This is a genomic window from Massilia sp. TWP1-3-3, from assembly GCF_049897805.1.
GTDB lineage: Bacteria > Pseudomonadota > Gammaproteobacteria > Burkholderiales > Burkholderiaceae_D > Telluria_A.
Genome location: NZ_JAFCWX010000010.1, coordinates 85,333 through 112,304 on the forward strand (window position 1 = coordinate 85,333; position 26,972 = coordinate 112,304).

General features: G+C 63.2%; 24 protein-coding genes and 2 tRNA genes. 10 read left to right on the forward strand and 16 right to left on the reverse strand.

Annotation, left to right across the window (positions count from 1 at the left end; genetic code table 11):
* Window positions 1–37 precede the first annotated feature (37 nt).
* Both ACP7D4_RS12225 and ACP7D4_RS12230 read right to left on the reverse strand, forming a co-directional pair.
* Window positions 38–667 (reverse strand): tRNA-uridine aminocarboxypropyltransferase, encoded by a 630-nt coding sequence (locus tag ACP7D4_RS12225; protein WP_426209317.1) that lies wholly within the window; start codon window positions 665–667, stop codon window positions 38–40.
* Between the two features lie 4 nt (window positions 668–671).
* Window positions 672–1,931 carry a GNAT family N-acetyltransferase gene (locus ACP7D4_RS12230; protein ID WP_426209319.1) on the reverse strand — a complete coding sequence of 420 codons (1,260 nt, stop codon included), beginning with the start codon at window positions 1,929–1,931 and terminating at the stop codon, window positions 672–674.
* Window positions 1,932–2,356: 425 nt separating this feature from the next.
* Between ACP7D4_RS12230 and ACP7D4_RS12235 the strand changes: the two genes are divergently transcribed.
* Both ACP7D4_RS12235 and ACP7D4_RS12240 read left to right on the forward strand, forming a co-directional pair.
* Window positions 2,357–3,451, forward strand: a complete 1,095-nt coding sequence (locus tag ACP7D4_RS12235; protein WP_426209321.1) for a dienelactone hydrolase family protein — start codon at window positions 2,357–2,359, stop codon at window positions 3,449–3,451.
* Window positions 3,452–3,545: 94 nt separating this feature from the next.
* Window positions 3,546–4,868, forward strand: coding sequence for an esterase/lipase family protein (locus tag ACP7D4_RS12240; RefSeq protein WP_426209322.1), 1,323 nt, complete (start codon window positions 3,546–3,548; stop codon window positions 4,866–4,868).
* A 22-nt stretch (window positions 4,869–4,890) separates the two neighbouring features.
* On the opposite strand, the gene ACP7D4_RS12245 is transcribed toward ACP7D4_RS12240, so the two are convergent.
* The 4 genes from ACP7D4_RS12245 to ACP7D4_RS12260 form a co-directional block, all read right to left on the reverse strand.
* A complete protein-coding gene (locus ACP7D4_RS12245) occupies window positions 4,891–5,850 on the reverse strand; it encodes a pyridoxal-phosphate dependent enzyme (RefSeq protein WP_426209324.1) in 960 nt (319 codons plus the stop codon).
* Between the two features lie 18 nt (window positions 5,851–5,868).
* Complete coding sequence (locus tag ACP7D4_RS12250) at window positions 5,869–7,383, reverse strand: cryptochrome/photolyase family protein (protein ID WP_426102550.1); 1,515 nt, start codon at window positions 7,381–7,383, stop codon at window positions 5,869–5,871.
* 91 nt (window positions 7,384–7,474) lie between these two features.
* Window positions 7,475–8,746 carry an ATP-binding protein gene (locus ACP7D4_RS12255; RefSeq protein ID WP_426209325.1) on the reverse strand — a complete coding sequence of 424 codons (1,272 nt, stop codon included), beginning with the start codon at window positions 8,744–8,746 and terminating at the stop codon, window positions 7,475–7,477.
* 3 nt (window positions 8,747–8,749) lie between these two features.
* Window positions 8,750–9,886, reverse strand: coding sequence for a PAS domain-containing protein (locus ACP7D4_RS12260; RefSeq protein ID WP_426209327.1), 1,137 nt, complete (start codon window positions 9,884–9,886; stop codon window positions 8,750–8,752).
* A gap of 202 nt (window positions 9,887–10,088) precedes the next feature.
* On the opposite strand from ACP7D4_RS12260, the gene ACP7D4_RS12265 reads away from it, so the two are divergent.
* Entirely contained in the window at window positions 10,089–10,316 is a 228-nt protein-coding gene (locus ACP7D4_RS12265; protein WP_426102546.1) for a hypothetical protein, read from the forward strand.
* A gap of 60 nt (window positions 10,317–10,376) precedes the next feature.
* On the opposite strand, the gene ACP7D4_RS12270 is transcribed toward ACP7D4_RS12265, so the two are convergent.
* Window positions 10,377–11,219, reverse strand: coding sequence for an endonuclease/exonuclease/phosphatase family protein (locus tag ACP7D4_RS12270; protein ID WP_426209328.1), 843 nt, complete (start codon window positions 11,217–11,219; stop codon window positions 10,377–10,379).
* A 278-nt stretch (window positions 11,220–11,497) separates the two neighbouring features.
* On the opposite strand from ACP7D4_RS12270, the gene ACP7D4_RS12275 reads away from it, so the two are divergent.
* Window positions 11,498–12,178, forward strand: a complete 681-nt coding sequence (locus ACP7D4_RS12275; protein ID WP_426209330.1) for a hypothetical protein — start codon at window positions 11,498–11,500, stop codon at window positions 12,176–12,178.
* On the opposite strand, the gene ACP7D4_RS12280 is transcribed toward ACP7D4_RS12275, so the two are convergent.
* The 5 genes from ACP7D4_RS12280 to ACP7D4_RS12300 form a co-directional block, all read right to left on the reverse strand.
* On the reverse strand, window positions 12,127–12,411 hold the full coding sequence (locus ACP7D4_RS12280) for a hypothetical protein (RefSeq protein ID WP_426102540.1): 285 nt from the start codon (window positions 12,409–12,411) through the stop codon (window positions 12,127–12,129). The genes ACP7D4_RS12275 and ACP7D4_RS12280 overlap by 52 nt on opposite strands.
* A 65-nt stretch (window positions 12,412–12,476) precedes the next feature.
* Window positions 12,477–12,552 (reverse strand) — tRNA-Asn (locus ACP7D4_RS12285).
* A gap of 34 nt (window positions 12,553–12,586) precedes the next feature.
* Window positions 12,587–13,261: a hypothetical protein gene (locus ACP7D4_RS12290; protein WP_426209331.1), complete on the reverse strand. Its 675-nt coding sequence runs from the start codon at window positions 13,259–13,261 to the stop codon at window positions 12,587–12,589.
* Between the two features lie 195 nt (window positions 13,262–13,456).
* A tRNA-Asn gene (locus ACP7D4_RS12295) sits at window positions 13,457–13,532 on the reverse strand.
* Between the two features lie 122 nt (window positions 13,533–13,654).
* On the reverse strand, window positions 13,655–14,869 hold the full coding sequence (locus ACP7D4_RS12300; protein ID WP_426209332.1) for an amino acid aminotransferase: 1,215 nt from the start codon (window positions 14,867–14,869) through the stop codon (window positions 13,655–13,657).
* 99 nt (window positions 14,870–14,968) lie between these two features.
* Here ACP7D4_RS12300 and uvrB point away from each other — a divergent pair, with 99 nt between their 5' ends.
* On the forward strand, window positions 14,969–17,056 hold the full coding sequence (uvrB, locus tag ACP7D4_RS12305) for an excinuclease ABC subunit UvrB (protein ID WP_426102534.1): 2,088 nt from the start codon (window positions 14,969–14,971) through the stop codon (window positions 17,054–17,056).
* A complete protein-coding gene (locus ACP7D4_RS12310) occupies window positions 17,053–17,433 on the forward strand; it encodes a VOC family protein (protein WP_426209334.1) in 381 nt (126 codons plus the stop codon). The genes uvrB and ACP7D4_RS12310 overlap by 4 nt, the downstream gene beginning before the upstream one ends.
* Window positions 17,434–17,789: 356 nt before the next feature.
* On the opposite strand, the gene ACP7D4_RS12315 is transcribed toward ACP7D4_RS12310, so the two are convergent.
* Window positions 17,790–18,452, reverse strand: a complete 663-nt coding sequence (locus tag ACP7D4_RS12315) for a glutathione S-transferase family protein (protein WP_426209336.1) — start codon at window positions 18,450–18,452, stop codon at window positions 17,790–17,792.
* 178 nt (window positions 18,453–18,630) lie between these two features.
* Here ACP7D4_RS12315 and ACP7D4_RS12320 point away from each other — a divergent pair, with 178 nt between their 5' ends.
* The 3 genes from ACP7D4_RS12320 (at window position 18,631) to ACP7D4_RS12330 (ending at window position 20,507) form a co-directional block, all read left to right on the forward strand.
* Window positions 18,631–18,867 carry a hypothetical protein gene (locus tag ACP7D4_RS12320; protein WP_426102528.1) on the forward strand — a complete coding sequence of 79 codons (237 nt, stop codon included), beginning with the start codon at window positions 18,631–18,633 and terminating at the stop codon, window positions 18,865–18,867.
* A complete protein-coding gene (locus ACP7D4_RS12325) occupies window positions 18,864–19,793 on the forward strand; it encodes a hypothetical protein (RefSeq protein ID WP_426102526.1) in 930 nt (309 codons plus the stop codon). Before ACP7D4_RS12320 ends, ACP7D4_RS12325 begins: the two co-directional genes overlap by 4 nt.
* Before the next feature lie 159 nt (window positions 19,794–19,952).
* Complete coding sequence (locus tag ACP7D4_RS12330; protein ID WP_426102524.1) at window positions 19,953–20,507, forward strand: hypothetical protein; 555 nt, start codon at window positions 19,953–19,955, stop codon at window positions 20,505–20,507.
* Between the two features lie 52 nt (window positions 20,508–20,559).
* On the opposite strand, the gene ACP7D4_RS12335 is transcribed toward ACP7D4_RS12330, so the two are convergent.
* The 3 genes from ACP7D4_RS12335 to ACP7D4_RS12345 all read right to left on the reverse strand — a co-directional run bounded on the left by ACP7D4_RS12335 (window position 20,560) and on the right by ACP7D4_RS12345 (window position 23,558).
* On the reverse strand, window positions 20,560–21,537 hold the full coding sequence (locus ACP7D4_RS12335; protein WP_426209338.1) for a CsgG/HfaB family protein: 978 nt from the start codon (window positions 21,535–21,537) through the stop codon (window positions 20,560–20,562).
* A gap of 105 nt (window positions 21,538–21,642) precedes the next feature.
* Window positions 21,643–22,791 (reverse strand): HAF repeat-containing protein, encoded by a 1,149-nt coding sequence (locus ACP7D4_RS12340; protein WP_426209339.1) that lies wholly within the window; start codon window positions 22,789–22,791, stop codon window positions 21,643–21,645.
* A 164-nt stretch (window positions 22,792–22,955) separates the two neighbouring features.
* Window positions 22,956–23,558 (reverse strand): MarC family protein, encoded by a 603-nt coding sequence (locus ACP7D4_RS12345; RefSeq protein ID WP_426102518.1) that lies wholly within the window; start codon window positions 23,556–23,558, stop codon window positions 22,956–22,958.
* A gap of 268 nt (window positions 23,559–23,826) precedes the next feature.
* Between ACP7D4_RS12345 and ACP7D4_RS12350 the strand changes: the two genes are divergently transcribed.
* Window positions 23,827–26,931, forward strand: coding sequence for a diguanylate cyclase domain-containing protein (locus tag ACP7D4_RS12350; RefSeq protein WP_426209340.1), 3,105 nt, complete (start codon window positions 23,827–23,829; stop codon window positions 26,929–26,931).
* Window positions 26,932–26,972 lie beyond the last annotated feature (41 nt).

Consider the following 26,972-nt stretch of genomic DNA (forward strand, 5'->3'; position numbering starts at 1 on the left):
TGAACATACAGTATTTTACGTCGCGCCGGATGGATGTTCAAGGGCGATTCGGTAGCGAATCCAGTTTTCCGCCCGTTTGCTGGAAATGCGCCACAAAGCTGTCGAACGCGTCCAGCAGCGGTGAGAATGGCGCGGGATTACCATGCAGTTGCCCCAACGCGTAGCAGCTCGCTTCCAGCGTCGAGAGCTGGTCCGGCGCGTGCGCCTTGCGAATCAGGTAATGGGAGGCGGGCATTTGCGTGAGCGGCAGCCGCGGCAAGGTTTGCAGCAGTCGATTTTGATGCAGCATTTTACGGCTCTTGCGCCACGTGCCGTCGAGCACTACCAAGCGCAGCGCAGCCGGGTCGGCCAGCAGCGCGGGATTCGACGCGAGCGGCGGCATGCCGGGCGTGTCAGGATACAGCAGCAGCGGCGTTTGCCCGCCATCGAACAGCAGCGCCTGCAGCAGCGCCTCGTCGAAGCTCTCGCCTTGCACCAGGGCCGAGCCCGCCACGCTCAGGTGCAGCAGGCGCGCACTGCCCTTGGCGTTGGCAACTTCCATCGGATGCTGCAAGATGAGCAGGCCAGCGCGGCTCTCGACCGGGGCGATCCAGCGGCAAATGCACGCCGACAACGGCCGGGTGCAGCGGGGGCAATGCGGGCGCGACGACGTCAAGGCGTGGGGCACCGGCCTACGCCGGCTTTGCGCTGCGGGCAGCGCGCAGCGCCTTGCGCCACGACTTGACCTTGGCAATCGCACGCTCGGCCAGCGTATTGAACAGCGCATGCGCGCAAAACAGCAGGCGCACGGGCTGCGCACGGTCGAACAGCAGCACCTGGGCCCGTGTTTCAAGCACATGCGACGAACGGAAATCGTGGTTCGGCGTGCCGAAACCAAAATCGATCAGGTGAAAGCAGCGTTCGGCCATCAGTTCCTTGATTGCCAGGTGGACTGCGCTGGTGCCGACAGATAAAGATAAATAATTATTGTTCACGAAAATATTATGTATGTGCCACACATCCGGCGAACGCGTGCCGATCACGGCGGCGAGCACCTCGTCGCCGGCACGCAGAACATAACATAAGAGCAGGTCCCGGCGCGCCAGCGCCTCAAAAGTGGATGGGCGCAGCACGCTTGCCAGGCGCGCAGGCGGCACCAGCGACATGAGCGCGGCCATCATCGACGTCACCTCGTCCGCGCGCCCGATGCGCTGCATGGTGAGCGCACCGGCCTGCTCGGCAAGCTGGCGAATCTGGCGGTTCAGGTTGTAGCGCTTTTTGGCGCTGAATTTTTCCAGATATTGCTCGAAGGTGGCCGGCAAAGGCAGCGTGTGGCACTCGCGCCACTGCCCCATCAAGGCGCAGCCGAGCAACTGTGGGGCGCTGTCGGCGCTCGCTTGCAGCGCGCGCCAATGCGGGCTGGACAAGGGCAACGATTGCATGAAAATTGCCTTGGCCTGGGGGAAAGCGGCCAGCAGCTGCAAGCCGAGCTTTTGCGTGAGCACGCCGCCGGGCGCGGCCGGAACGCTGCCGAGCAAGTTGATCATCTCGACGCTGGCCTTGTACAACACCAGTTTGCCCACGCCAAACACGACATCCTGGCGTCCGATGCGCACCGGAACCACGCCCACCAGCGCGCGATCGTCGCGCCGGCTGATCGTCAACAGTTCGAGCCGCTCGCCGCTGTCACAAGTTTCGCGCTGGAAATGGAAAAACTCGGGCGTCTGATAGATTTTCTGGTGGCTGCCCCCGGCCACCACCAGCGCGCGCCAGAGCAGGCAAAAAGCAGGGTCGGCCGCCCGCTCAGTGGCGAGCTCGACAATATAGTCCGGCTGCGCACTCGCCGCCAGCATGCGCGAACCCGATTGACGCGCGGGACCAGCATCGCCATGCACCTTTTCCAACGCCAGGACAGGGGCTTCGCGTGAGTCGCCGGCTGGGATACGCTGCATGGTTGCTCTCTTCACGGTGGGACAAGTGGATGATAACAATTTGTTGCGTTCTTTCCAATGATTTTGAACAAGGTCGCCAGCTCTCGCCACTCGCTGGCGCAAGTCCATGTCACATTTATTGAACTAACAAAGAGTTGCGCGAGCGTACTGGTAGGCAAGGTGATCAGGCTCGCAATACCTGCGCGCCCAGGCGCAACTATTTTTGATTTTGATGCCGGAAATTATCAATCGTGTATTGCTCAGGAAATTACTCATGCATAAAATCAGTACATTCCTTTAGGCAATCCCATTTACCGGGGTCCATCATTTTTATTGCTCTGCACCGCCCCCGATCCATTCTTCACGCCATCGCCAGCGCGGTTGTGGTGTGCTGCTCGCTGATCCCATCGTTGGCAGTGGAGCAAGAATTGCCGCTGGACTTTCGCATGAATGAACAGGTGATCCTGATTCCGGCCGGGCCGGACCTGAGCGCAAGTTTGCAAACGACGGTGTTCCGCCCGAACGGACCGGGGCCGTTTCCCTTGCTAATCATTAATCACGGCAAAGACGCGGGCAACCCGCACCTCCAGCAGCGCGAGCGTTTCATTTTCATGGCCACCGCTTTCGTCAAGCGCGGCTACGCGGTGATGGTGCCGATGCGCCAGGGCTTCGCCGGCTCCACCGGCACCTACGCCGACCACGGCTGCGACATGACCGCCAACGGCCGGGCCCAGGCGGCCGATGTGCTTGACGCGGTGGCCTTTGCGCGAAGCCAGGACTGGATCAACGCCGACCGCATCGTGATCGCTGGCCAGTCTTACGGCGGCTTGGCCGCCATCGCGCTGGGCACGCAGGCGGTACCGGGCGTGCGCGGCCTGATCAATGTTGCCGGCGGCTTGCGCGACGACGGCAACGATTGCAACTGGCGCACCGAACTGGTGCGCGCATTTGCCAGCTATGGCGACGCCAACAAGATTCCCAGCCTGTGGCTGTACGGTGCCAATGATTCACTGTTCTCACCGGCTTTGGTGGCGCGCATGTACGCCGCCTTTGTCGGCAACGGCGGGCGCGCCCGTCTGCACGAATTTGGCGCCTTCAAGCGCGATGCGCACGGCATGCTGGCCAGCCGCGACGGGGAAAAAATCTGGTGGACCGAAACAGCGCGTTTCCTGCGTCAGGTGGACATGCCAACCGAGCAAGTGTATGCCGTCGGCCCTCCGCCCGCGCCGCCCAAGACCGATTTCGCCAAAGTGGACGATATTGCCGCCGTGCCCTACCTGAGCGAGCGCGGGCGCGAAGCCTACCGCGAATACCTCGCCAAGCTCACCCCGCGCGCCTTTGCCGTTTCGCCCAGCGGGGCTTGGTGCTGGGCCGAGGAAGGGGAAGACCCTGACACGCGCGCGCTGGCGACCTGCGCGAAAAAAAGCAAGCAGCCTTGCCAGTTGTATTCGGTCGACGATTATGTTGTTTGGCGCGGCAATAGCGGCGCCGAGGCGGCGGGCGGCGCACTGGGCGGCAACGGACCGACGGCGAACCCATAAAACAACAGCATTCGGCTGTTGTTTAGCCCGGTTCAAGGCCGCGCCCAAGAAGCGCCTTAATAATGGTGGCGAACTTCATTTTAGGAAGAACGCCATGCAACGACGCATCAAATCCCTCCTCGCGCTGGCCTTGCTGGGCGTGAGCGCCACGGCCAGTGCCGCGAATAATTATCCGATCGTGCTGGTGCACGGCTTTCTCGGCTTCGGGCCGGAACAATTTACCCGCAGCGGGTTCAAATATTGGGGCGGGTTCGACGACATTGCCGCCCACATGCGCTCCCACCAGGGCACGCACATGGTCATGGCCGCTTCGGTCGGCTCGATCAGCTCGAGCTGGGACCGCACGGCCGAACTGTATTACCAGATCAAGGGCGGCTGCGTCGATTACGGCGACACCCACACCGCCCGCTTCCAGCACGTCGAAGAACGCAGGCCGCCCGGCAAGTGCTGGGCCGCCGACCCGTCCAACAATCCCGAAAACTATCCGATCGCGCTCTACCCCGCGTGGGACGCCCAGCACCCCATCCACCTGCTCGGCCACAGCCAGGGCGGCCAGACCATCCGTTCGCTGATCCAGCTGCTCGAGCAAGGTTCGCCCCATGGCGACGAAGGCGGCGGGGAGCTTTACAAAGGCGGGAAAATCGGCTGGGTGGTCAGCGCCACCACGCTCTCTGCCCCGCACGACGGCACCAGCTTGCGCGACGCGATCGGCAGCTTTGCGCCCTTCGCCATGGACTGGGCCGCCCTGATCACCCGCATGGCCGATCCGGCCGACGCCGCCCATCCCATCCCCGACCTGAAACTCGAACAGTTCGGGATCCGGCGCGTGAGCAACGAGTCAAGCGCCAGCTACGTGGCGCGCGCGATGGCCGCGCCGGTCTGGAACCAGGACAATTTCGACTCGGCCCAATGGGAAATGGGGCCCGACGGCGCACGGGAATTCAACAAGTGGGTCAGGACGTCGCCCAATGTGTACTACTTCTCGATCGCCAACAGCGCCACCGAAGCGGGTGCCTGGTGCTGCAACCGCACCGACCGCATGCTCGCGCCGCTGCAGCAGTCGCAGTATCAGTACCCGCGCGAGGATATGGCGCCGCTGACCAAGCCGTACGCGGGCGAATGGATCGTGCCTTCGCTGGGCCGGCGCGGCCTGGGCTCGTACACGCAGTCGGCGCCGGACCGGGTGGCGGTCGACAGCCGGTGGTTTCGCAACGACGGCGTGGTCAACACCATCAGCATGCGCGCGCCGACAGGGCAGCCGGTGATTGACTACAACGGGCAGGCGGTGCGCGGCGTGTGGAATTTTCTTCAGGAGTACAAGACCTACGACCACTTCGACATGCTCGGTTGGCCAAGGTCGGGCGCGAAGGTCTATCCAATTTACGATAGCGTGAGCGCCATCCTGTACGCCCTGTAACGCAAGCGCCGGAAGGCGCTATTTATTGCGCAGCCCATTTCTGGAGCTGCGCAACGGTGGCCGTCACCCCGCCGCACACGATGACGAGCACGTTCTTGAAGCCGGCCAGCTGCGGCGCGTCGGCGTACACCAGCGCCAGCGCGGCGCCGCATGCCGGCTCCACCACCACGCGCTGGTCGTCCATGAAGCGCAGGCATGCCTGCACCGCCGCCTGGTCCGACACCACCACGCTGGTCACCGCGCTAGTGGCCGCACCCTGCTGCGACAGCGCAAACGCCTGCGCCGACACCTGGCGCGCTCCCAGCGAGGTGGCAATGCTGGTAATGGCCGGCAGCGTCACGCGTTCCCCGGCCGCGATGGCCTGCGCCAGCGAATCGGCGCCGGCCGTTTCCACGGCCATGATTGGGACGTGACCCCAGCCATTGCGGCGCAAGCCCTCCACCACGCCGCACAGCAGCCCGCCGCCGCCCACCGACAGCACCACCGCATCGGGCGTGACGCCGGCGCGCGCGACTTCATCGATCATCGTGGCATGGCCTTCCCACAGCAAGGCATCGTCAAACGGATGGATGAAGGCGTCGCTTGGTCCCACCAACTCCAGGGCGTGCGCATTGGCTTCCTGGAACGAGGCGCCATGCACGATGATGTCGCCCTGTTCGCGCCGAATCAATTCGCGCGCGCGTTCGGTCGTCGTCTCCGGCACCACCACCAGTACGGGCACTTGCAGGCGGCGCCCGGCGTAGGCCGCAGCGATGCCGGCATTGCCGCCCGACGAAGAAATAAAGCGCTTGGCGCCGCGCTGCACATAGGTTTGGCAAGCAAAGCCGACGCCGCGAATCTTGAACGAGCCGGGTGGCTGCAGCGCCTCCATCTTGAGCCAGACTTGGCGCCCGGTCGGGCCGGCCATGGCGCTTGATGCGATCAGCGGCGTTTCGATATGCAGGGGCGTACTCGTATTCACAGGCGCGACAGGAAGCGTCATCGTGGTCCCGGGTAAAAATCAAAGTTGGTCGAGCCGCGAACGCAGGTCGGCGGCGTGATTCTGGAAGGCGGCGCGCGCTTCATCGTCCATCTTGCCCAGGTTGCGGTACACCATGGCCAGGCGCTGGTTGCCCGACAGGCGCTCGGCGTTGCGCGCGAAAAAATCCCAGTACAGCGCATTGTAGGGACAGGCGCGCTCGCCCAGGCGCGCCTTTTTATCGTAATGGCAGCCCTTGCAGTAGTCGCTCATGCGGTCGATGTAGGCCGCGCTCGAGACATACGGCTTGGTGGCCAGCAGACCGCCATCGGCGAACTGGCTCATGCCCACCGTGTTGGGCATTTCGACCCACTCGAAGGCGTCGATGTACACGCCCAGGTACCACAGGTGGACTTGATGCGGGTCCAGGCCCGCCAGCAGCGCGAAGTTCCCGATCACCATCAGGCGCTGGATGTGGTGCGCATGCGCGTCGTCAAGCGACTGGCCGATGGCGTGGCGCATGCAATTCATTTTAGTCTTGCCGTCCCAGAACCACGAGGGCAAGTCCTGCGTGTGGCCAAACACATTGTGCTCGCCGTAGCCGGGCATGTTGGCCCAGTAGACGCCGCGCACGTACTCGCGCCAGCCCAGTATCTGGCGAATAAAACCTTCCACCGCGTGCAGCGGCGCATGCCCGGCGCGCCAGGCATCCTCGGCTTCGGCGATGACTTCGCGCGGGTGCAGCATCTTGGTGTTGAGCGCAAACGAGAGCATCGAGTGAAACAGGCGCGAGGCCTTGCTGCTCATGGCATCCTGGTAGTCGCCAAAATGCGGCAGGCCGTGGTCGATGAACTGGTCCAGATGCACCAGCGCTTCGGCGCGGTTGAGCGGCCAGACGATGCGCGCGCTGTCGGGCCGGCCAAAGCTTTGCACGCCGGCCGCGACGATGGTGTCCCATAGCGCCGTGTGATCGTGCAAGGCGCGCGTGTCGGGCGGCTCGGGCGGCTCGCCGCGCCAGCTCTTGCGGTTCTCGACGTCAAAATTCCATTGGCCGCCAGCCGGTTTTTTGTCTTTCTCGATCAGCACCTTGTGGACAATGCGCATTTGGCGATAAAAGTATTCCATCAGCCACTGCTTGCGGTCGGCAAACATGCGCTGCGCCTCGTCGCGCTCGGTAAGGAAATGTTCGCTGCCAACCATGACGGCGCCAGGAATCGTGGCCAGCTGCTGGTCCAGGCGCCATTCGTCAGGGCACTGGTATTCGAAGGCGGCGCCGGCGTGGCGCTGGCGCAGCCACGCCACGTTGTCGGGGATCGAATGGGTGTTCTCGGCGTCGTCGATGGCCAGGTAGTGAACCTGGTGCCCCCCCGCCCGCAGCGCACGCGCAAAGTCGCGCATGCCCGCGAAGATGGCAATGATTTTTTGCGCGTGGTGGTGAACGTAATCAGTTTCCTGACGCACTTCCATGAGCGTGTAAAGCACGTCGGTGCTAACGGTGGCAAACCAGCTGTGCAGCGGGTTGAGCTGGTCACCGAGGATGAGGCGTAGTGTAGTCATGGTTGAAAGTTTAGCATGGCCGCGTTGACCGCGCTGCACCTGTCGATCTGTCCCGCGAAGCGGTCGCGAACGATGAAGCTGTCGGCCCAGCTCAGGCCGCCGCAGCGTCGTCGGCCACGCTCAACAGCAGCGCCGCCAGCTCGGCCGGATCGACCGGCTTGACCAGATGGTGATGAAAGCCCGCTTCCTGGGTTTTGCGCCGGTCTTGTGCCTGGCCGTAGCCGGTAATGGCAATCAAGGTGGCGCACGCCATGCCCGGTACAAGGCGAATCTGCTGCGCCAGCTGGTAGCCATCCATGTCGGGCAAGCCGATATCGAGCAGGCACACGTCGGGCAAACGCGCGCGCGCCCGCGCCAGGGCTGCCTGCGAACTGTTTTCCGTCATCACTTCGTAGCCGCTGGCTTCCAGCAGCATCGAGAGCATCAGCGCCGCATCGGGATTGTCGTCGACCACCATGATGCGCAAGGCCCGTGCCGGCGTCCCGGCCGGGCGCTGCTCGTCGCGCTGCGCGTGTGCGTCGTCGCCATCGAGCAGCGGCAGGATCAGCGTAAATATACTGCCCAGGCCGGGCCCGTCGCTGGCGGCGAGCACCTGTCCGCCATGCAGCTCGGCCAGGCTCTTGACCACCGCCAGCCCCACCCCCAGGCCGCCCTGCCCCCGGTCCGCGCTGCGTGCGCCCTGGGTGAACAGGTCGAAAACATGCGGCAGCAGGTCGGGTGCAATCCCAATGCCGTTGTCGCGCACCTCGAGCTTGACGTGTGCGCCTTCGCGCGTCATGACCAGTGCAATCTGGCCGCCCTGCGGCGTATATTTGGCGGCATTGTTAAGCAGGTTGGTAATGACTTGCACCACCCGTTTCTGGTCGCCCAGAATGCGCAGCCGCTGCGGCGGCACGCTCACCGCCAGGCCGTGGCGGCGCGCTTCGATGGTCGGTCGCACCTGCTCGACGGCGTCGTTGACGATACCTTGCATATCCTGCGGATTTTTCTCGGTCGAGATCAAGCCGCGCGTCACGCGCGAGACGTCGATCAGGTCGTCGACCAGGCCGGTGATATGGCCCACCTGGCGGATGATGATGTCGGTGATGTCGCGCATGCGCGTTTCGTCCAGCCGCGCGTGGCGCAGCAACTGGGCCGCCGAACTGATGGGCGCGAGCGGATTGCGCAGTTCGTGCGCCAGCATCGCCAAAAATTCATCCTTGCGCCGGTGCGCTTCGCGCAGGTCTTCTTCGGCCTTCATGCGCTCGGTGATGTCGAGCGTGACGCCGCGCACCGAATGCACCTTGCCCGCTTCATCGCAGCGCACCTTGCCGCGGATGTCGAGCCACAGCAGGCGCCCGTCATCGGGCCGCTTGAAGCGCACGATCTACTGGTAGCCGCCTTTGTCGGCAATGGCGCGCGCGCGCGAACGGATCAGGCGCGCGGCGTCTTCGGAATGGATGGACTGGGACATGAGGTCGATATTATTTTCGCTGCGGCCCAGCACCAGCGCCGCATTGTCTAAAAAGTCCATCCGGCTAGAGGCGACGTCCCAGTCCCACACCAGCATGCGCGCCGCGTTCATGCCGTCGGACAGGCGCTCGGCGCTTTCGCGCTGGGCGAATTGGGCGGTGACCGCATCGGTGACGTCGTGGCCCTGCACGAAAATCCCGATGGCCTTGCCATCGTTGCCGAACACCGGCTGGTACAGCATGTCGATATAGCGCTCCGACACCGGCCCGCCCGCCACCGGCTGCACGCGCAGCTTGATGCCGCGCCCGACAAACGGCTCGCCGGTGCTGGTGACCCGGTCGAGCAGCTCTTCGTAACCCTGGCCCTGTACTTCGGGCAGCGCCTGCCACACCGGTTTGCCGATCAGTTCGCGGTGGCCCACCAACTGGTAATAGGCTTCATTGACCATTTCGAACACGTGCTGTTCGCCGGTCAGCACGGCGATAAAGCCGGGCGCCTGGTTGAACAGGTTGCGCAGGTGGCTGCGCTCTTCGTTGATGATGCGGCTCATCGCCTCGTGCATCTGGGCGTGCGTGAAGTGGTCGGCCACGCTGCGCGCCGGTGGCGCCGTCTCCACGGCAGCGACGTGCGAGGTACGGTCGAAGCGGTACAGATCGGTTACGTCGATCGCGTTTTGCGCCACAAAGGCGACCTTGCCGTCCGCACCCTTGACCGGGGTGTGCACCGTGCTCCAGAAGCGCTCATCAAATACCTTGCCCTGCGCCGTTTCGCGCGGCACCGAGTAGCGCAGAAAGGCCGTGGTATGCGGCTGGCCGCTTTCAATGGCATACAACAGCGAGCTGCGCACTTCCTCGATTGCGGTCGAATCGGGATCGTCCGGGTTTTGCGGAAAAGCGTCGAACACATAGCGCCCCAGCAAGTCGCCCTCGATGCGCCCGGTCGCGCGCAGGTAGGCGTCGTTGACGCCAATGATGTTCAGCTCGAGGTCCATCACGAGGTAGGGATAAGGCGAAACGCGAAACAGCGCTTGAAAGTCGGGCAGAGGACTCATCGCGGAATTGTCTCATACGCAAGCGTGCGCACAAGGGCGCTTGTTGTCGTTTTACACCACGACGGCGCGTGAATATGCCGCTGCGCTTAGTCCTACGCGCAGAGCGCAAATCTTCCGACGGGCGCGTGGGTGAACATCCGATGAATCACGGTCGCGCTGATGGCTAAGATAAACCTACCTGAACAATTTCTAGGAGCACAGCATGAACAAAAACAACCAGGCCGGTGGCCACAACACGCCACAAGGCGGCAACAAATCGGGCTCGTCAGGCAAAGACAAAGCCGGACAGCAGAACCAGCAGTCAAGTTCCAGTGGCAACCAGGGCGGCGCGCGCCAGCAGGCTGACGGCGGCAAACAAGGCCACCACGTGAACCCGGCCGCGCAGCAGGCCGGTTCGCAAGAGCCAAAGGGCAACCAGGGCGGCAAGTAAGCCAACTGTTGATCTGGCGAGGTCGGTGGGGGTCGCGTTTTGCGAAACGCGGCCCTTTTTTCAGTCCAGCTCGATCAGCAAAGGCTGGTGGTCGGGGCCGAAGTTGCCCGGCATGACGCGCAGCTCGCGCACGCGCGGCGCCAGGTCGGCGCTGGCGAAGATGAAGTCGCTCGTAAAAGGTACGGTGCGCTCGTCATGCAGGCAGACGGTAGGCGCGTGCGTCAGCGCGGGATGGCGCACGCGCCACGCATCGCGCATGGCCGGCACGCCATCTTCGTACGGGTCTTGCAGGCGCAGGTACTCGGCTGAACCGGGCAAGAAATTGAAGTCGCCCGTAAGCAGTGCCGGCATGGCGCGCGGTACCGCGCAAAAAGGCCCGTTGTCGCTGTCGCCCGGGCGCGTGGCCGCTGCGTGCAGGCAGGCGTCGCGGTGCAGTTCGCGCAAACGCTCCACTTGCGCCGCGCGCTGCACAAGCGAAAAATATTCAAGATGGGCCGTGCTTACGCGCAGCAAGCCGCGCGCTGTGTCGAGTGTGGCTTCAATGGCGCCGCGCTGCATGCTCATGACGGCGGCATCGGCCGGCCAAGGCAGCGCATGGCGCAGCACCTGCACGACCGGAAAGCGCGAAAAAATCATGTTTCCAAATAGTAGCCTGGCGTCGCCCTCCCCCTGCGTATCGGTGGCTACGCCGGCAAGGGGCGTGTAGCCATGCAGCAGGCGCGCCAGTTGCATGAACTGGTTGCCGCCGTCGGCGCCCGGCAGATCGGTATAGCCGGACGAGACTTCCTGCAGGCAGAGTACGTCAAAGTCGGCCATGTGGCGCAGGTCGGCCACCACGCGCGCGATGCTGCAAGTGTCGCGCAGGCCACGCCCACGCTGGATATTCCATGAAAGCAGTTTCATCTTTGCCCCTCCCAAACGGACAGGCTAGCCCAGCGCTATGCAGTGGGCATGAGGCACATCATTTGTTCGCGGAATAGAAAAACAGGCAGGCGGGCACTGTCCACTTGGCAAGACCACGATATCGCAAATACAACACCATTCGCGTCATTTCTTGTTGAAAAACAAATTACGAATTGACAATAATCATCGAAGAACGATAAGTTAGTGGGAAGCGCCTGCAGTCTGCTTGTTGCAGCCGGCCACGAAGCCATGGCGAGACCAACTACCGGGACCATACGATGAAAACAGCTTTCAAGCGCATCTTGGCCGTTGCAGCGCTGGTTATGGCAGCGCCGATGGCGACCGCGACGGTTCTCAATTTCGATGACCTGACCGGTATCGGCGCGATGAGCTCCTATGGCGGCTTCACTTTCAGCGACTGGAATTATTACGACTTCGCGCAGTCGCCCTACAACCCGGCGTCGGGCCAGACCCGCCTGTTCAGCTTGAGCAACAAGAACGACTTTGGCAGCGCCACCGCATTTACTTTCGAAGGCGCCAGCCTGGCCGGCGACGCGCGCGTGCTCGTGCATTTCAACATGTTCCGCGGCGGTGCCCTGGTCGGCTCATCGGGCACGCTGGAAGTGTCGGACCGCCCGACCTTCCTTTCCAGCGGCTATGCTGGCCTGGTGGACCGCGTCACGGTCTTTAGCAACAAACCCGAATACTTCGTCATGGACGATCTGACCTTTAACGCCGCAGTGGCCGTGCCGGAACCGGGCAGCCTTGCGCTGCTCGTCGCTGCCATGGCTGCGATGGCTGCGATGGCTGCGATGGGCTGCGTGGCGGGCCGCCGCAAGGCATCAGCGAGCGCCGTTCCCCAGCAAGCCATCCTGGACGACGGCCTTTGTTCGCCTCGCAGTCCCGGTCAATCCAGCTTAAGGCGGCTGCGCGCGGCCGCCAGCAGGGCGACATCGTAGGGATGCAGGTTTTCGAGGAACAGCATTTCGGCCTGTGCCGGGTCGTCCAGGCACATTTCGAGCATCACCGGACCATCTTCCTCGACGCCCAGAAAATCCTTGCTCCAGCGATTGTTGCGATGGGTGCGCAGGACGTCGCAGCCCAGTTCCGCCAGCGGCGCGGCAACGCCGGCGGCCACGGCCGCCAACTGCCATTCATCCCAGAATTGCACAGATTTCGCGAGATCGTTCATGGTTGTCCAATAAGTAAAACTGCAATAGAAAAAGGGCTACACCTCGCGATGTAGCCCTACAATTCTGGCTCCCCGACCTGGACTCGAACCAGGGACCTGCGGATTAACAGTCCGTCGCTCTACCAACTGAGCTATCAGGGAAAAGAGGCCGCATTATAGCGGCCCGGCAGCAATATTAGAAGTAGTAATTGCCGAAAAGGCCGACATGATTGCCGTCGAATTTGTAATTGGTGCCGCTCACCGTGTACTTTTCGCGGACGTAGCGTACTTTCACGCCAGCACTAGGGGAAAACATGTACTCAACTTCCCCCAGCGCGCCCGTGGTGTTGTCGAACTCGGTGTCGTAGCCGTCAATCACGCCGCTGCTCTTGAGGCGCACGTTGGTCACGTGGCGAATACCGGTGCCGAAGCGCCATTTTGGCGAGACGTGGTAATAGCCGATGACTTCGATCGGATAACGGCGGAAATGAATGTCGCCATTCTTGGCGGTCGAATTGTCGACGTGAAAACCAACGTTCCCCTGCACCGAAAACTGCTCATTGATGCGATGTTCAACACCAACCGTGAAGGCGACCAGGCCGCCCGAATGGATGGTCTGGCTCGAGCCGTCGGTAAATTCGGTCGTCGCAATGTCGTCGCCGCCGCCGGTGATACCCATGCCGATCATGAAGTGGGTCTTCTTGACTGCCAGGCGCGCAGGCTGTTGCTGCGGCTGTGCGCTCTGAGGCAATTGTGCCTGCTGCGCCGGTTGCGCCGACAGGGGAACACCGTTTTGCATGTCGGCATTCTGGGCTTGGGCCGCGCCGATGGAGGCGATGACCAGGGCGATCGAAAGAAAAGTAGTTTTCATGGGAATATAAATGGAGAAATTGGCGAGACACTAAGCTTGTGTTTTGTCCAATTGCATCATGATAAGGAGTTACTTACCTGCAAGCAAATTTAACTATTGCACTTGTAGCAAATTGCCGACAAACAGATACAGGCGCTGCCGATAGCAGCGCAATAACAAAAAAGGCCACGTTTTTCAACGTGGCCTTTCATATTCTGGCTCCCCGACCTGGACTCGAACCAGGGACCTGCGGATTAACAGTCCGTCGCTCTACCAACTGAGCTATCAGGGAAAAGAGGCAACATTATGTACTTCCCAGATTGCACTGTCAAGATGATGACATTCGCACAAAGTGTTGCAGTACTTCCTGATGCCTTTCGAACCGCACAGTGCGCGATCCGAAGAAGCAAGATTTTAGAGGACTTTCGCAATCGCGTCAATGACGCGATCAATATTTTTCGAATTGAGCGCGGCAATGCAGATGCGTCCCGTGTCGATCGCATAAATCGCGTGCTCGGTGCGCAAACGCTCGACCTGCTGCCGGGTCAGCCCCGAATACGAAAACATGCCGACCTGCTCGCGCACAAAGGCAAAGTCGTGTTCGGGAGCCTGTAGCCTGAGTTTTTCAACGAAGGCCGTGCGCATCTCCTTGATCCGCACGCGCATGCCGGCCAGCTCGTCTTCCCACAGGGCGCGCAAATCCGGCGAAGTGAGCACGGTGGCGACCACCTTGCCGCCATGGACCGGCGGGTTCGAGTAGTTGGTGCGCACCACGCGCTTGAGCTGCGAAAGCAGGCGCGCGGCCTCCTCGGCGCTCGCGCCCACCACGCTGAGCGCACCCACGCGCTCGCCGTACAGCGAAAAGGATTTGGAAAAGGAATTGGAGACCAGCAGCGGCCCGCCGGCTGCGGCAAACTTGGCCACGACCGCGCCGTCGGCTGCGATGCCGGCGCCAAAGCCCTGGTAAGCCATGTCGAGGAACGGCACTAGGCCGGCGTCTGCCACGGCGGCGACGACCAGATCCCACTGGGCCGCAGTCAGGTCGGCGCCGGTCGGATTGTGGCAGCATGCGTGCAGCAGCACGATGGCGCCGCGCGGCATGGCTTGCAGGTCGGCCAGCATGCCGGCAAAGTCGACGCCGCGGGTGGCCGCGTCGTAGTAGCGGTAAGTCCGGACGGTGAAGCCGGCGCTTTCGAACAGCGCGCGATGGTTTTCCCAGCTCGGGTCGCTGATGTAGACGCACGAACCGGGCGCAAAGCGCTGCAGGAAGTCGGCGCCGATTTTCAGTGCGCCAGTGCCGCCGATGGCTTGCACGGTGACGGCGCGCCCGTCTTGAATAATCGGGCTGCCGGCACCAAATACCAGCTCTTGCACCGCCTTGTCGTAGGCAGCCAGGCCTTCGATCGGCAGGTAGGTGCGCGGCGCTTGCTGTTCGATCAATATTTCTTCAGCTTTGCGCACGCAGGCGAGCAGCGGCACTTTGCCGTTGTCGTCATAATAGACCCCGACGCCAAGGTTGATCTTCGCTGGACTGGTGTCGGCGTTGAACGCCTCGGTGATGCCCAGGATCGGGTCGCGCGGGGCCATGTCGATCGCGCTGAACATACTGGCGGAAGCTGTGGAAGTCATCTGGATAAAAGGGTTGTCGGCTGTGGTTGTATAGACAGCGGACCCATATGAACATTGGGTCCGTTTGCGGGACCACCATTCTAACAAAGGTCAGTACCCATGGCAGAACTATCAATTGCAACCGAGAGCGCGCCGAACGTCATCACGTTCCCCGGCTCCCCCTTCAAGCTGCACCAGCCGTTCGCGCCGGCGGGCGACCAGCCCACCGCCATCGCCGGCCTGATCGAAGGCATCAACGACGGCCTGTCGTTCCAGACACTGCTCGGCGTGACCGGTTCCGGCAAGACCTACACCATGGCCAACGTGATCGCCCAGGCGGGCCGTCCGGCCATCGTGTTTGCGCCCAACAAGACGCTGGCCGCGCAGCTGTACTCGGAGTTTCGCGAATTCTTCCCGCAAAATGCGGTCGAGTATTTCGTCAGCTACTACGACTACTACCAGCCCGAAGCCTACGTCCCGCAGCGCGACCTGTTCATTGAAAAGGACTCGTCGATCAACGAGCATATCGAGCAGATGCGCCTGTCGTGCACCAAGAGCCTGATGGAGCGGCGCGACGTCATCATCGTGGCTACCGTGTCGGCCATTTATGGCATCGGCAACCCGAGCGAATACCACCAAATGATCCTGACGCTGCGCGCCAAGGACAAGGTCGCGCAGCGCGACGTCATCGCGCGCCTGATCCAGATGCAGTACACGCGCAACGAAGTGGACTTCGGGCGCGGCACCTTCCGCGTGCGCGGCGACACCATCGACATTTTCCCGGCCGAGCATGCCGAACTGGCGATCCGCCTCGAGATGTTCGACGACCAGATTGAGTCGCTCCAGCTGTTCGATCCGCTCACCGGGCGCGTGCGCCAGAAAATTCCCCGCTTTACCGTCTACCCCGGTTCGCACTACGTCACGCCGCGCTCCACGGTGCTGCGCGCGATCGAATCGATCAAGCTGGAACTGGCCGACCGGCTCGAGTTTTTCCGCAAGGAGAACAAGCTCATTGAAGAGCAGCGCATCGAGCAGCGCACCCGTTTTGATCTGGAGATGATGGCCGAAATCGGCTTCACCAAAGGTATCGAGAACTATTCGCGCCACCTGTCGGGCGCCATGCCGGGCGAGCCGCCGCCAACGCTGGTCGACTACCTGCCCAAGGACGCGCTGATGTTCCTCGACGAGTCGCACGTATTGGTCGGGCAGCTCAACGCCATGTACAACGGCGACCGCTCGCGCAAGACCAACCTGGTCGACTATGGTTTCCGGCTGCCGTCGGCGCTGGACAACCGCCCGCTCAAGTTCGAAGAATTCGAGGGCAAGCTGCGCCAGACGATCTTCGTCTCGGCCACCCCGGCCGAGTATGAAAAAACGCACTCCGACAATGTCGTCGAGCAGGTGGTGCGCCCCACCGGCCTGGTCGACCCGCAAGTGATCGTCAAGCCGGCCCTGTCGCAGGTCGACGACCTGATGTCCGAGATCCAGGACCGGGTCAAGAAGGACGAGCGGGTGCTGGTCACCACGCTAACCAAGCGCATGGCCGAGCAGCTCACCGACTACCTGGGCGACCATGGCATCAAGGTGCGCTACCTGCACAGCGACATCGAGACGGTGGAACGGGTCGAGATCTTGCGCGACCTACGTCTTGGCACCTTTGACGTGCTGGTCGGGATCAACCTGCTGCGCGAGGGCCTGGATTTGCCGGAAGTGTCGCTGGTGGCCATCCTGGACGCCGACAAGGAAGGTTTCCTGCGTTCCGAGCGCAGCCTGATCCAGACCATCGGGCGCGCGGCGCGCAACATCAATGGCGTGGCGATTTTGTATGCCGACCGGGTCACCGATTCGATGCGCCAGGCGATCGACGAAACCGAGCGGCGGCGCGCCAAGCAGCAGGCGCACAACATCTTGCACGGCATCACGGCAGTGGGCATCAAGAAGCAGATCAAGGAGCTCATCGACGGCGTCTACAGCCCGCAGCAGGCGCGCGAGCATATGGAGACCGAAAAGGAAACCGCGAAGATCGAGTCGATGAGCGAAAAGCAGATCGGCAAAGAGATCAAGCGGCTCGAAAAGCTGATGCTCGACCATGCGCGCAACCTGGAATTCGAAAAGGCGGCGCAGGTGCGCGACCAGCTGCACGTGCTCAAGACGCAAGCCTTTGGCGCGCCGGGCACCGACAACGTCGTCTCGATTCTGGGCAAATGAAAGTCAAGCGCATCGTTGCCAACGTCGGCACCGGCGACCCGGCGCGGGCGCAGGCCTTTTACCAGGACGTGCTCGGCCTCGAGCTGTTGATGGATCAGGGCTGGATCAGGACCTACGGGTCCGAGCAGTCCATGCGCTTGCAGCTGAGCTTTGCGTCGGAAGGCGGGGCGGGCACGGCCGTACCGGCGCTGTCGATCGAAGTCGATGACGTCGATGAAGCATGCGCACGCATGGGTGCTGCCGGCTTCATGGCAGAGTATGGCCCGGTCGACGAACCCTGGGGCGTGCGGCGATTTTACGTGCGCGATCCGTTTGGCCAGCTGGTCAACATCCTGGCTCACCAAAGCGCGGCGCCTGGTGGGGCGGAAAAGCGCTAGCGCATTGCGCCAAGGGCAGCGTCACCGAGACATTAGCCATGGCGGAATGCGCTGCGCTTTTCCGCCCTACCTGTTCGCGCAGCTGGCTAAAATCCTTGCCCAGAAGCACGGTGTCCGGTAGGGCGGAAAAGCGCTAACGCACTCCGCCAAGGGCAGCGTCACCGAGACATTAGCCATGGCGGAATGCGCTGCGCTTTTCCGCCCTACTTGTTCGCGCAGCTGGCTAAAATCCTTGTCCAGAAGCACGGCGTCCGGTAGGGCGGAAAAGCGCTAGCGCATTCCGCCAAGGCGAGCGTCATGGAGACACTAGCCATGGCGCAATGCGCTGCGCTTCCCCCTACGTGTTCGCGAACTGATTAGCGAAATGCCCCGGGAATTGCTTCGGCAAACGGATACATACCGAAGTATGGCTTGGCTTGCTCCAAGACGCGCGCCACTGACGGGCGCGCCATCAGCCTGTCGAAGTATGCCCGCAATTGCACGCATGCATCGGGGAACGGCTGCACCGTGCCGGCGTAGAACAGCGCCGGCGCCGCCGCGCAATCGGCCATCGAAAACGCGTCCGCGCCCACCCAGGTGCGCCCCGCCATGCGCTCGTCGATCATGTGGTATGCGCTGCCCAGCGCCGCGCGCTGCGCTGGTAAGTCGCCGCCCGCTGCACGCAAACGGTCGAGCACGATCTCCTGCATCGGCCCCTGCACATGATGGTCGAACACCCGATCCCACAGACGCACGTCGAGCGCCGCTTCCCACTGCCGCGGGATCAAGATGTGCGGCGCCGCGTGGTGATGGTCCAGGTATTCGATAATGACCGAGCTCTCGGCCACGGTGCGTCCGCGCGCATGGTCGTTCAATACCGGAAACTTCATCATGGGCCAGAGCGCCCTCAGCGCGGCCCGGTCGGCATCATTGCCTAGGTCGATCAAGCGCGGTTCGAACGCCGTCCCGAGCTCGTACAGCGCGACCAGCACTTTGTGGCAGTACGATGCCAGCGGGTGGTAATACAGCGTGGGCGACACCGGTTTCCTCCTGCGATGGCAACAAACGTCATGCTTGCATCAATGGCCGGCCAGCGCAAGCACTGCACCTACTTACGCGTCTTCTTTACATTTCCTTTACAGCTAAGCCCCTAGTCTTTACGACATTTTTAACGGCCCTTCGCTAAGCTGGACTTCCCTGCAAACAAGGAAGCGAGCCATGATCAGAAAAATTTTTGTCGTCAGTGCAGTACTGGCCGCAGGCGCCGTCTCGCTTGCCGCCGCGCGCGTATTTATCGCGCCCGCCATGGGTGCGGCCACCGTGGCGCAACTCGATGCATCCGACTCCGCCTACCACCTGTCGATGTTCCTGCTGTACCTGTCGTCCCTGGCGCCGCTCGTCATCACCTGCCTGTTCGCGCTGGCCCTTCACCTGATGCTGCGCTCAAAAAAATGAAATCACTCACCCTGACCCGTTTAGCGCCGATTGCCGCCCTGCTGCTTGCAGGCTGCACCCCTCCCGAAGTGGTTGAAATCAAACCCAACGAAACGGCCTTCCTGATCCAAATGGACGGCAACAGCAAGACCCAGAAAGCCTTCATGTCGGAAGACTATCTGGCCGAAAACAAGGTCGCGTCCAAGCGCGTGGTCATTGCCTACGTGGGCGTACCGGGCGGCGGCTTTCGCCAGCGCGTGCTCGCCGCCAAGCTGATCACCGTCGACCGCACGCCCGTCACGCGCGAATGGACCCGCTCGAACAAGACCGGCACCAGCATGTCGAACCAGGCCATTTCGGTCGAATCGCGCGAGAGCATCGATTTTACCGTCGGCGTGGTGATGACAGCCTCGGTGCCGGAACAGTTGGCGGCAAAATTTCTTTACCACTACGCCGGCACGCCGCTGTCGAGCATTGCCGACACCAACATCCGCGGCTTCGTGCAGGCGGCCCTGTCGCGCGAATTCGGTTCGCGCGAACTGGATGCGGCAAGAAAAGACAAGGCCGCCATTTTCGCCAAAGTGCTGCAAGAAACGCGGGACACCTTCACCATCAAAGGCATTTCCATCGACAACCTGGGCTACTCGGAAGGCATGACCTACGCCGACCCGGCAATCCAGAAATCCATCAACGAAACCTTTGAAGCGAGCATGGCGGTGCAAAAGGCCGAGCAGAAAGTGCGCGAGGCTTACCAGTTGCGCCTTGCGGCCGAAGAATTTGTCAAAGCGAAGGATGCGTCAATCGCGAAAATCGACCTCGACATCCGCCAGTTGCAGGCGCAAGCGCAGCTGGAATCGGTGCGCAAATGGGATGGCCATCTGCCCGCCAATGTCGTCCCGCAGGGGTCAAGCATGCTGTTCGGGCTGGACAAGCCAGCGGGACGCTAGTGTCCTGAGTTGGAAGTTCGTTGTTTATAAATATTCGGAAATCGCCGAGAGACAAGGAACAAAAGCGGAGCAAGGCCGAGGCCTTGCGAGCATTTTTGACGCAGTATCGCGGGGATTCTCGGGATATTTATACACGAACTTCCAACTCGGGACACTAGCATGCAGTCCAAGACTCGCCCACGCTACTCCATCGCGCGCAGCGTCGATGCGCTGCGCATCGCGATCCCCGTCAAACGCAACTGGCTCGCCATCGTCGCTACTTGCGGCTGGCTTATGCTGGTCGCCGGTGCAGTGCTGGGCGGACATGAAAAACACGCCGCCACCGGGGGCAAGGTCGTGCTGTGCCTGATGCTTGCCTATGGCCTGTTGCTCTTGCTGTGGCAGCTGTTCGGCCAGGAAGTGATCATCGATGACGGGGCCGCCCTCACCTACCGGATTGAATTGTTTGGCTCTGGCTACAGCCGCAACTATGCCACGGACCGCATCAGTTCTCTGCGTACGATCGATTTTTCAGTCAGGTGGTTCAGCTGGCGGCGCGACCGGCTCCCGCCCTTCTGGGGCGAGCGTGCCGGCCCCATCGCCTTTGACTGCGGCACGCGCGCGGTCTGCATCGCCCCCTCGCTCACGCCGGCCGAAGCGCAGGAAGTGCTGGCGATCCTCAAGCAGCGCTTGCCTGCCGGCGCGTTCGCCGCGCGCGCCAGCACTGCGCAATAACACCGCACACGGCCAGTGGCGGCGCCCCGCTGGCCGGCCACCGGCATGTGGCTTATTGCGGCGCCGGCGAGGTCGTCACGAGCGTGCGCTGCACCCAGCCGCCGGACACGTTTTCGCCATCGATCTTGACGAAGCCGTCGCGCTCTTCGCCGGTGGCAATGGCTTCTTCCGAACGCTTGAGCGAGCCCATCAATTTGCTGCTCGAACGTGGTTCGCTGTACACCTTGACCGATGCCAGGCGCGCATACACGCTGGCGCCGCCCGCCACCGGCGTGCCTTCGCGGGTCGATGCGGCCGCATTTACGCGGCTGGCCGCGCTGCTGGACTTTACCAGGCTCGGCTGGTTGCGGATGGTGTTGACGATGCGATTGTAATTGTCGAGCAAGCTGGCGGCGACCATCTTGCCTTCCGGCGTATTGGTGTAGCCGCCCAGGCTGGTGTAGCCACCGCCGCCCCAGTTCCAGCCCGACACGCCAAAGTCCGTCTTCTTGGCCATGCCTTCGGCCGCCGCCACCTGAATGCCGGAGCGCACGTCGGCGATCAGCAGCGAAGTCTGCGCTTCCTTAAACTTGATGTTGCCGGCGATACCGCCCACGATGCCGCCCAGGCCGCCGAGGAAACGCCCGCCATAGCTGCTCAACGCCGCCCCCATGCCGCCGGTGTCGCCGGCGGTAAATTGCACGCCCGGCGTCATCACGAAGTCAGCCGCCTGCAACTGGCCCTGCCCTACGTTCGAGCCAGCCAGCATTTGCCCGCCGGCGGCCAGGGCGCGCTCTTCCTGCAAGTTTTGCATGGCCACGCCGCGCTCGACGACGGTGAAGCAATGCGATTGCTGGATCATGATGCGCAGCAGCGAAATGGGCGAACCGAGACCGTAACTTTGCAACTGGTGCTGGCTGGCGCCCTGATTTTCGCTCACCGCGATCGTGCCCAGCGGCCGTTCGCAGCGCTCAACATTGCTGCTCGTTTCCTGAGCGTGGGCCGGAAGGGCGGCGGCGGCGACCGCAAAAGCTAGGGCGAAAGATTTCATGTTGGACCAGGAAGAAAGTTGTAAAACTATAATTTTAGCAACAATTTTCATGCTGGCTGTATATATCTTGCTATTATCGCCAAGGAGGCAAAAAAGCCACAGGCATCAAGCGCTGCGCGGCTCGTCTGCATTGTGACGCGCGAGCTGCCGGTAGGCCACGGCCGATGCCGCCAACAGCAGCACAATGGCAATGTAGGAAAACAGCCGGTACGGGTTCTTTGCGATGCTGGGAACGGCGTTCGAGGGCATGCTGGCCGCATCCATGTGCAGGTCGTAGGTGGCGCCGATGACCAGTTCACTATCGTTGATGGCATTGGTCAGGTGCAAGCCCTTGCCGCCCCGGTGCACCGTCATTTTTCCGTCGCGCCATACGAAGGTACGGCGTTCGTCGCCGGTCAGCACCGTGCCTACCACGTGTCCGCCGCTGTTGATGTCGCTCGCGTAGCTGTTGCCGTAGCCAATCATCGCACCAAGGTCGATCATGCGCTTGCCGTCATGGACGAAGGCATGCCACTGGCGGTTCGGCATTTCCGAGGCGCCGACGACCATGCCGGCGTCGTTGATCGCCGTGGCCGAGCTCAGGCGGCCGCCCAGCGTGCCCAGGTCGCGCATGCCCGCCACGGAGCTGTAGACAAAGGCGTGGCGGTAGTCGTCGGCAGTGGCGGCGGTGCCAACCACCTGCCCGTGATTGTTCATGCCGCTCGCGTAGCTGACCTTGCCGCCCAGCGTGCCCAGGTCGGTCAGCGCGTCCCCGCCTGCGTAGGCAAAGGCGTGCCACTCGCCTGCCTCGGTATCGGCAAAACCGACGGCCTCGCCGGCGTCGTTGATCGCCATGCCATAGCTGCTCGGCCCGCCCAGCGTGGGCAAGTCGCGCCGCCCGTTCACGCGGTCGAACAAAAAGGCGCGCCAGGTGCCATCGCTCTGGCTGGCAGAACCAACGATTTCGCCGCGCTGGTTGATGCCCTTGGCATCGCTGTACTGGCCGGCGCGCGCGGCCAGCTCGGTCAACACACCTTTTTCAAACAGCACGCCGCGCTGGCGCCCGGCTTCATCCTGCAGCACGGCGGCGACCTGGCCGCGCGCGTTCACATCGTAGGCGATGGTTGACTCGCCAGCGCGGGTGGTAATGCCGAGCGAACGGGTGGCCGTGGCGGTAGCAGGGGCCACGGGCGTTACCGTGGCGCCATCGGCTGCAACTGCGTGGCAGCAAGACACGGATAGGAAAATGAGGGCGTGAGGCAGTGCAAAATGCATGGTTTGTCTCCGTTTTTGTATGGAATGCCGCCTCGGCCAGCGCGAAAACGTTGACAAAGCGATCTCCAGGAACTATACGGTAAGACTGCGATTTAAAATACACAATTTTGCTATATAATAGCAAATATGCCTACCAAGAGATGGATAGAGGCGGACTCCGGCAGTTACAGCGATTTGACGAAGGCGCGTATGCCCGCCAAAAACATCTCGACCGCCATGGCACTGAGAATGAGCCCCATCAAGCGTTCGAAGGCCGTCATGACCTGCGGGCCAAGTTTTTGCTGCAAGCGCTCGGCGCTCAGGAACACGGCCAGCCAGACCAGCGCGACGGCGGTCAAGGCGCCCACGTGCAGCACGATGTCGGCAGCCGTTTCCGACGAGAACAGCAGCACGGTGGCCAGCGCCGAGGGTCCGGCGATCGCAGGAATGGCCAGCGGCACGATGAACGGCTCGGCGCCGCCCTCCTCGCTCACGCCGAACGGGCCGCCCGGCTGCGGAAACACCATGCGCAGCGCGATCAAAAACAGGATCACGCTGCCGCCGATGCGCAGCGAAATTTCCGACAGTTGCATGGCGGCGAGCAAGTGGCGCCCAAAGAACATAAACAGCAACAGCACCACGAACGCGATCAGGCATTCGCGCACCACCACCTTCCAGCGCCTTTCCTTGGGCACCTGCGCCAGGGCGCTGACAAACAGGGGCACGTTGCCGAACGGGTCGGTGACCAGGATGAGCAGGATGAAGGTCTGGATGAAGGTTTGGGTCATGTGAAAGTGGCGGGCGGGATTTGCCTACGGTAGGTTTGTCTACCTGATGCACGATCACACTCGGGTAAAAAGGGCGACCATATTATCACGAGGAAACTTTTACACCTATTCGCGGAGCCTGGGCTACCAACAATACAACGCTGCCCACAGTTGCAGAAGGGCATTGCACTACGCTGGCGCGCCGCTGTGTATGATTATCGGTAGTGACCGATAGTTACCGATAATTACCGGTTAACTCCTTTTTGTTACTCAATTTAAGTTACTCAACATGCAGGCAGCACCGCGCTTCGCAATCATCTTGATGCTGTGCTCGCTATGGTCCGCCGGCCCGGCGCCCGTGCGCGCCGCGGACTCCCAGCCGGAGCGCTGGTCCACGCTCACTCACAGCGCTTTCAGGCACATCGCCGCACCCGGCGGGGCCAGCAGCAACGTCATCGTCCAGGATCTGAGCGGTTTCCTTTGGCTGGGCACCCAGGCTGGCCTGATGCGCTGGGATGGCTACACGATGCGGCGCTACAGCGCCGACAACCAGCGCTCGCACGCCCTGCCCGACGGCTACATTCTCAGCCTGCATATCGACCCGCGCGGACGCCTCTGGATCGGCACCAGCGCCGGCGGCCTGGCCCGCTACGACGCCGAGCACGACAATTTTGTACGCTACCCGGCCGGACCCAAGGGCGTGAGCGACACGCGCGTCTCGGCGCTGGCGGGCGACGGCGCCGGCGGCGTGTGGATCGGCACTGGCGCCTTGCTGGACCACATGGGCGCCGACGGCGTGCTGCAACGCGCCGGCAGCGGCGCGCCCACCATTGCCGGCGCCGACCTGCCGCAAGGCGGCATCGAGGCGCTGCTGCGCGACCGGCGCGGCAATCTGTGGATCGGTACACGCCACGGGCTGTTGCGTCGCAACGCCGGGGACAGTGCCTTACTGCCCGTGGCGCTGCCGAGCGCCACCGATACGGGAGCGGCGGCGGCAATCAGCACCCTGTACCAGGACAGCGCCGGACGGGTCTGGGCCGGCACCCGCAGCACCGGCGCGTTCACCATCGCCGAAGGCGCCAGCGTCGCACAGCCGGTCCGGGAAGGCGGCCCCACGCCCAGCATCGAGCACGAGCGCGTGCTGTCGATCGTCGAGGTGGCGCCCGACCAGGTCTGGCTCGGCACCGAAGGCATGGGCATCATGGCGATCGACCCGGAGAGCGGGGCCACGCGCCGCATCCGCCACCAGCCGGACGTGCCCGACAGCCTCACTGACAACGAAGTGGACGCGCTGTTTCGCGAACGCAGCGGCATCATCTTCGCCGCAACCACCAGCGCGCTGAGCCAGTTCGACCCGCATCCGAAAGCCATGGTCACGCTGCGCCAGTCCGGCGCGCCGCTGGACGGCGCGCTTAGCATCCCCAGCATGCTGATGCGGGCCGACGGGCGCATGTGGCTCGGCGTGTCGGGCGGGGGCGTGCACATGGTCGATCCGCTCAGCGGGGGCACCGGCTACCTGGCGCCCGGCCCGGTGCCTTCCGGTTCGGGCTTGCCCAGCGGGCGCGTGCTGGCCATGGCCAACGGGCCGTTCGGCGAAGTCTACCTGGGCACCCAGCAAGGCCTCTACCGCACCGACGCCAATGGCGACAAGCCGGTGCGCGTCAAATTAGCGCCGCGCAGCGCCGACGGCGCGGTCTGGACGCTCGCCTTTCACAACGGTGCGCTGTGGATAGGCGGTTTGGACGGGCTATGGCAATTTGCGATGGAAGGCGGCGTGCCGGGCAAGGCGCTGCGCCACGACACCAACAGCCTGGGCGACACGCGCGTCACGGCGCTGCTGCCGCTGGCCGACGGCGCGCTGTGGATCGGCACCAGAGCCGGCCTGGCGCGGATCGACGGCGCCAGCGGCAAGCTCGAACGGCTGCCCACCAGCGCCACGCGCGCCGACACCCTGCCGCCCGGCTATGTGTCGTCGCTGCTGCTGGACCGCCAGCAGCGCCTGTGGGTGGCCATTTTCGGCGGCGGCGTGGCCGTGCTCGAGAAAACCGGCGTTGACGGCAGGCGCGTGTTCCGGCGCCTGGGCAGCGCCCAGGGATTGCCCTATATGGGCGTCAATGCGCTGCTCGAAGACCGCGCAGGCATGATCTGGGCCAGCACCGATGACGGCCTGGCCCGGATCGACCCGGCCACCTTCGCCGTGGCTGCCTTCGGCGCCGCGCAGGGCGTGCACATCCTGTCGTACTGGACCAATTCGCGCAGCATGACCGACCAGGGCGAACTGCTGTTCGGCGGCCTGACCGGCATGACGGTGGTGCGGCCCGAGCGCGTGGCGCCGTGGACTTACCAGGCCCCGCTGGTGGTGACGGAGGTCTCGGTGAACGACAGGCCGCTGCCGGAGGGACGCTTCAACGGGACGCCGGGCGCAGTCGGGCACACTGCGGGAGTGATCGAGATCACGCCGCAGGCGCGCGAACGGGGCTTCGCGCTGGCCTTTGCGGCGCTCGATTATTCAGCGCCCGAAAAGAATCGCTACGCCTACCGGCTGCTCGGTTTCGACGCGAACTGGATCAGCGCCGACGCCGGCGCGCGCCGGATCAGCTATAACAACCTGCCGCCGGGCGACTACACGCTGCAGCTGAAAGGGTCGAACCGCGACGGCGCCTTTTCGCCCATGCTGGAAGTGCCGGTGCGCGCGCTGCCCGCCTGGCACCAGACCATCGCGGTGCGCATGCTGTTCGCGCTGCTTGTCGCGGCGCTGCTGGCCGCATTGCTGGCGGCGCTGGTGCAGGGGCGCACTGCCCTGCTGCGGCGCCGCCAGCGCGAGCTGGAAAAACAGATCGGCGAGCGCACCGCCGAACTGCAGGCCAGCCAGCGCCAGTTGGAAATTTTTGCCTACGCCGATCCGCTCACCGGCCTGCCCAACCGGCGCTGCTTCAACGACGAATTGCGCCACATGGGCGCGCGCGCGCTGCGCGAGCAGCACAGTTTTACGCTGCTGCTGATCGACCTCGATCACTTCAAGCAAATCAACGACACGCTGGGCCACGACGCGGGCGACGCGCTGCTGATGGAAGCGGCCAGGCGCCTGCAGTTGGCGGTGCGCGAGTCCGACCGGCTGGCGCGCCTGGGCGGCGACGAATTCGCGGTACTACTGCCGCAGACGGGCGACGCGGCCACGGCGGCGGTCATTTGCGACCGGATCGTGGCCAGCATGGCCGAAGCTATCATGTTCGGCGAGCAGCGCATGCAGATCAGCGCCAGCGTGGGCGCGGCGGCGTCGGGCGAAGTGGGGGGCGACCTCGACGCCCTGTACAAGGCGGCCGATGTGGCGCTGTACGAAACGAAGCATCGGGGACGCAATGGGTGGAGCTGGTACCGGGCGCCGGGTTCGTAGCCAGGCTGGTTTCGCGAGAGCGACGCTGTCGCAAAAAGGGG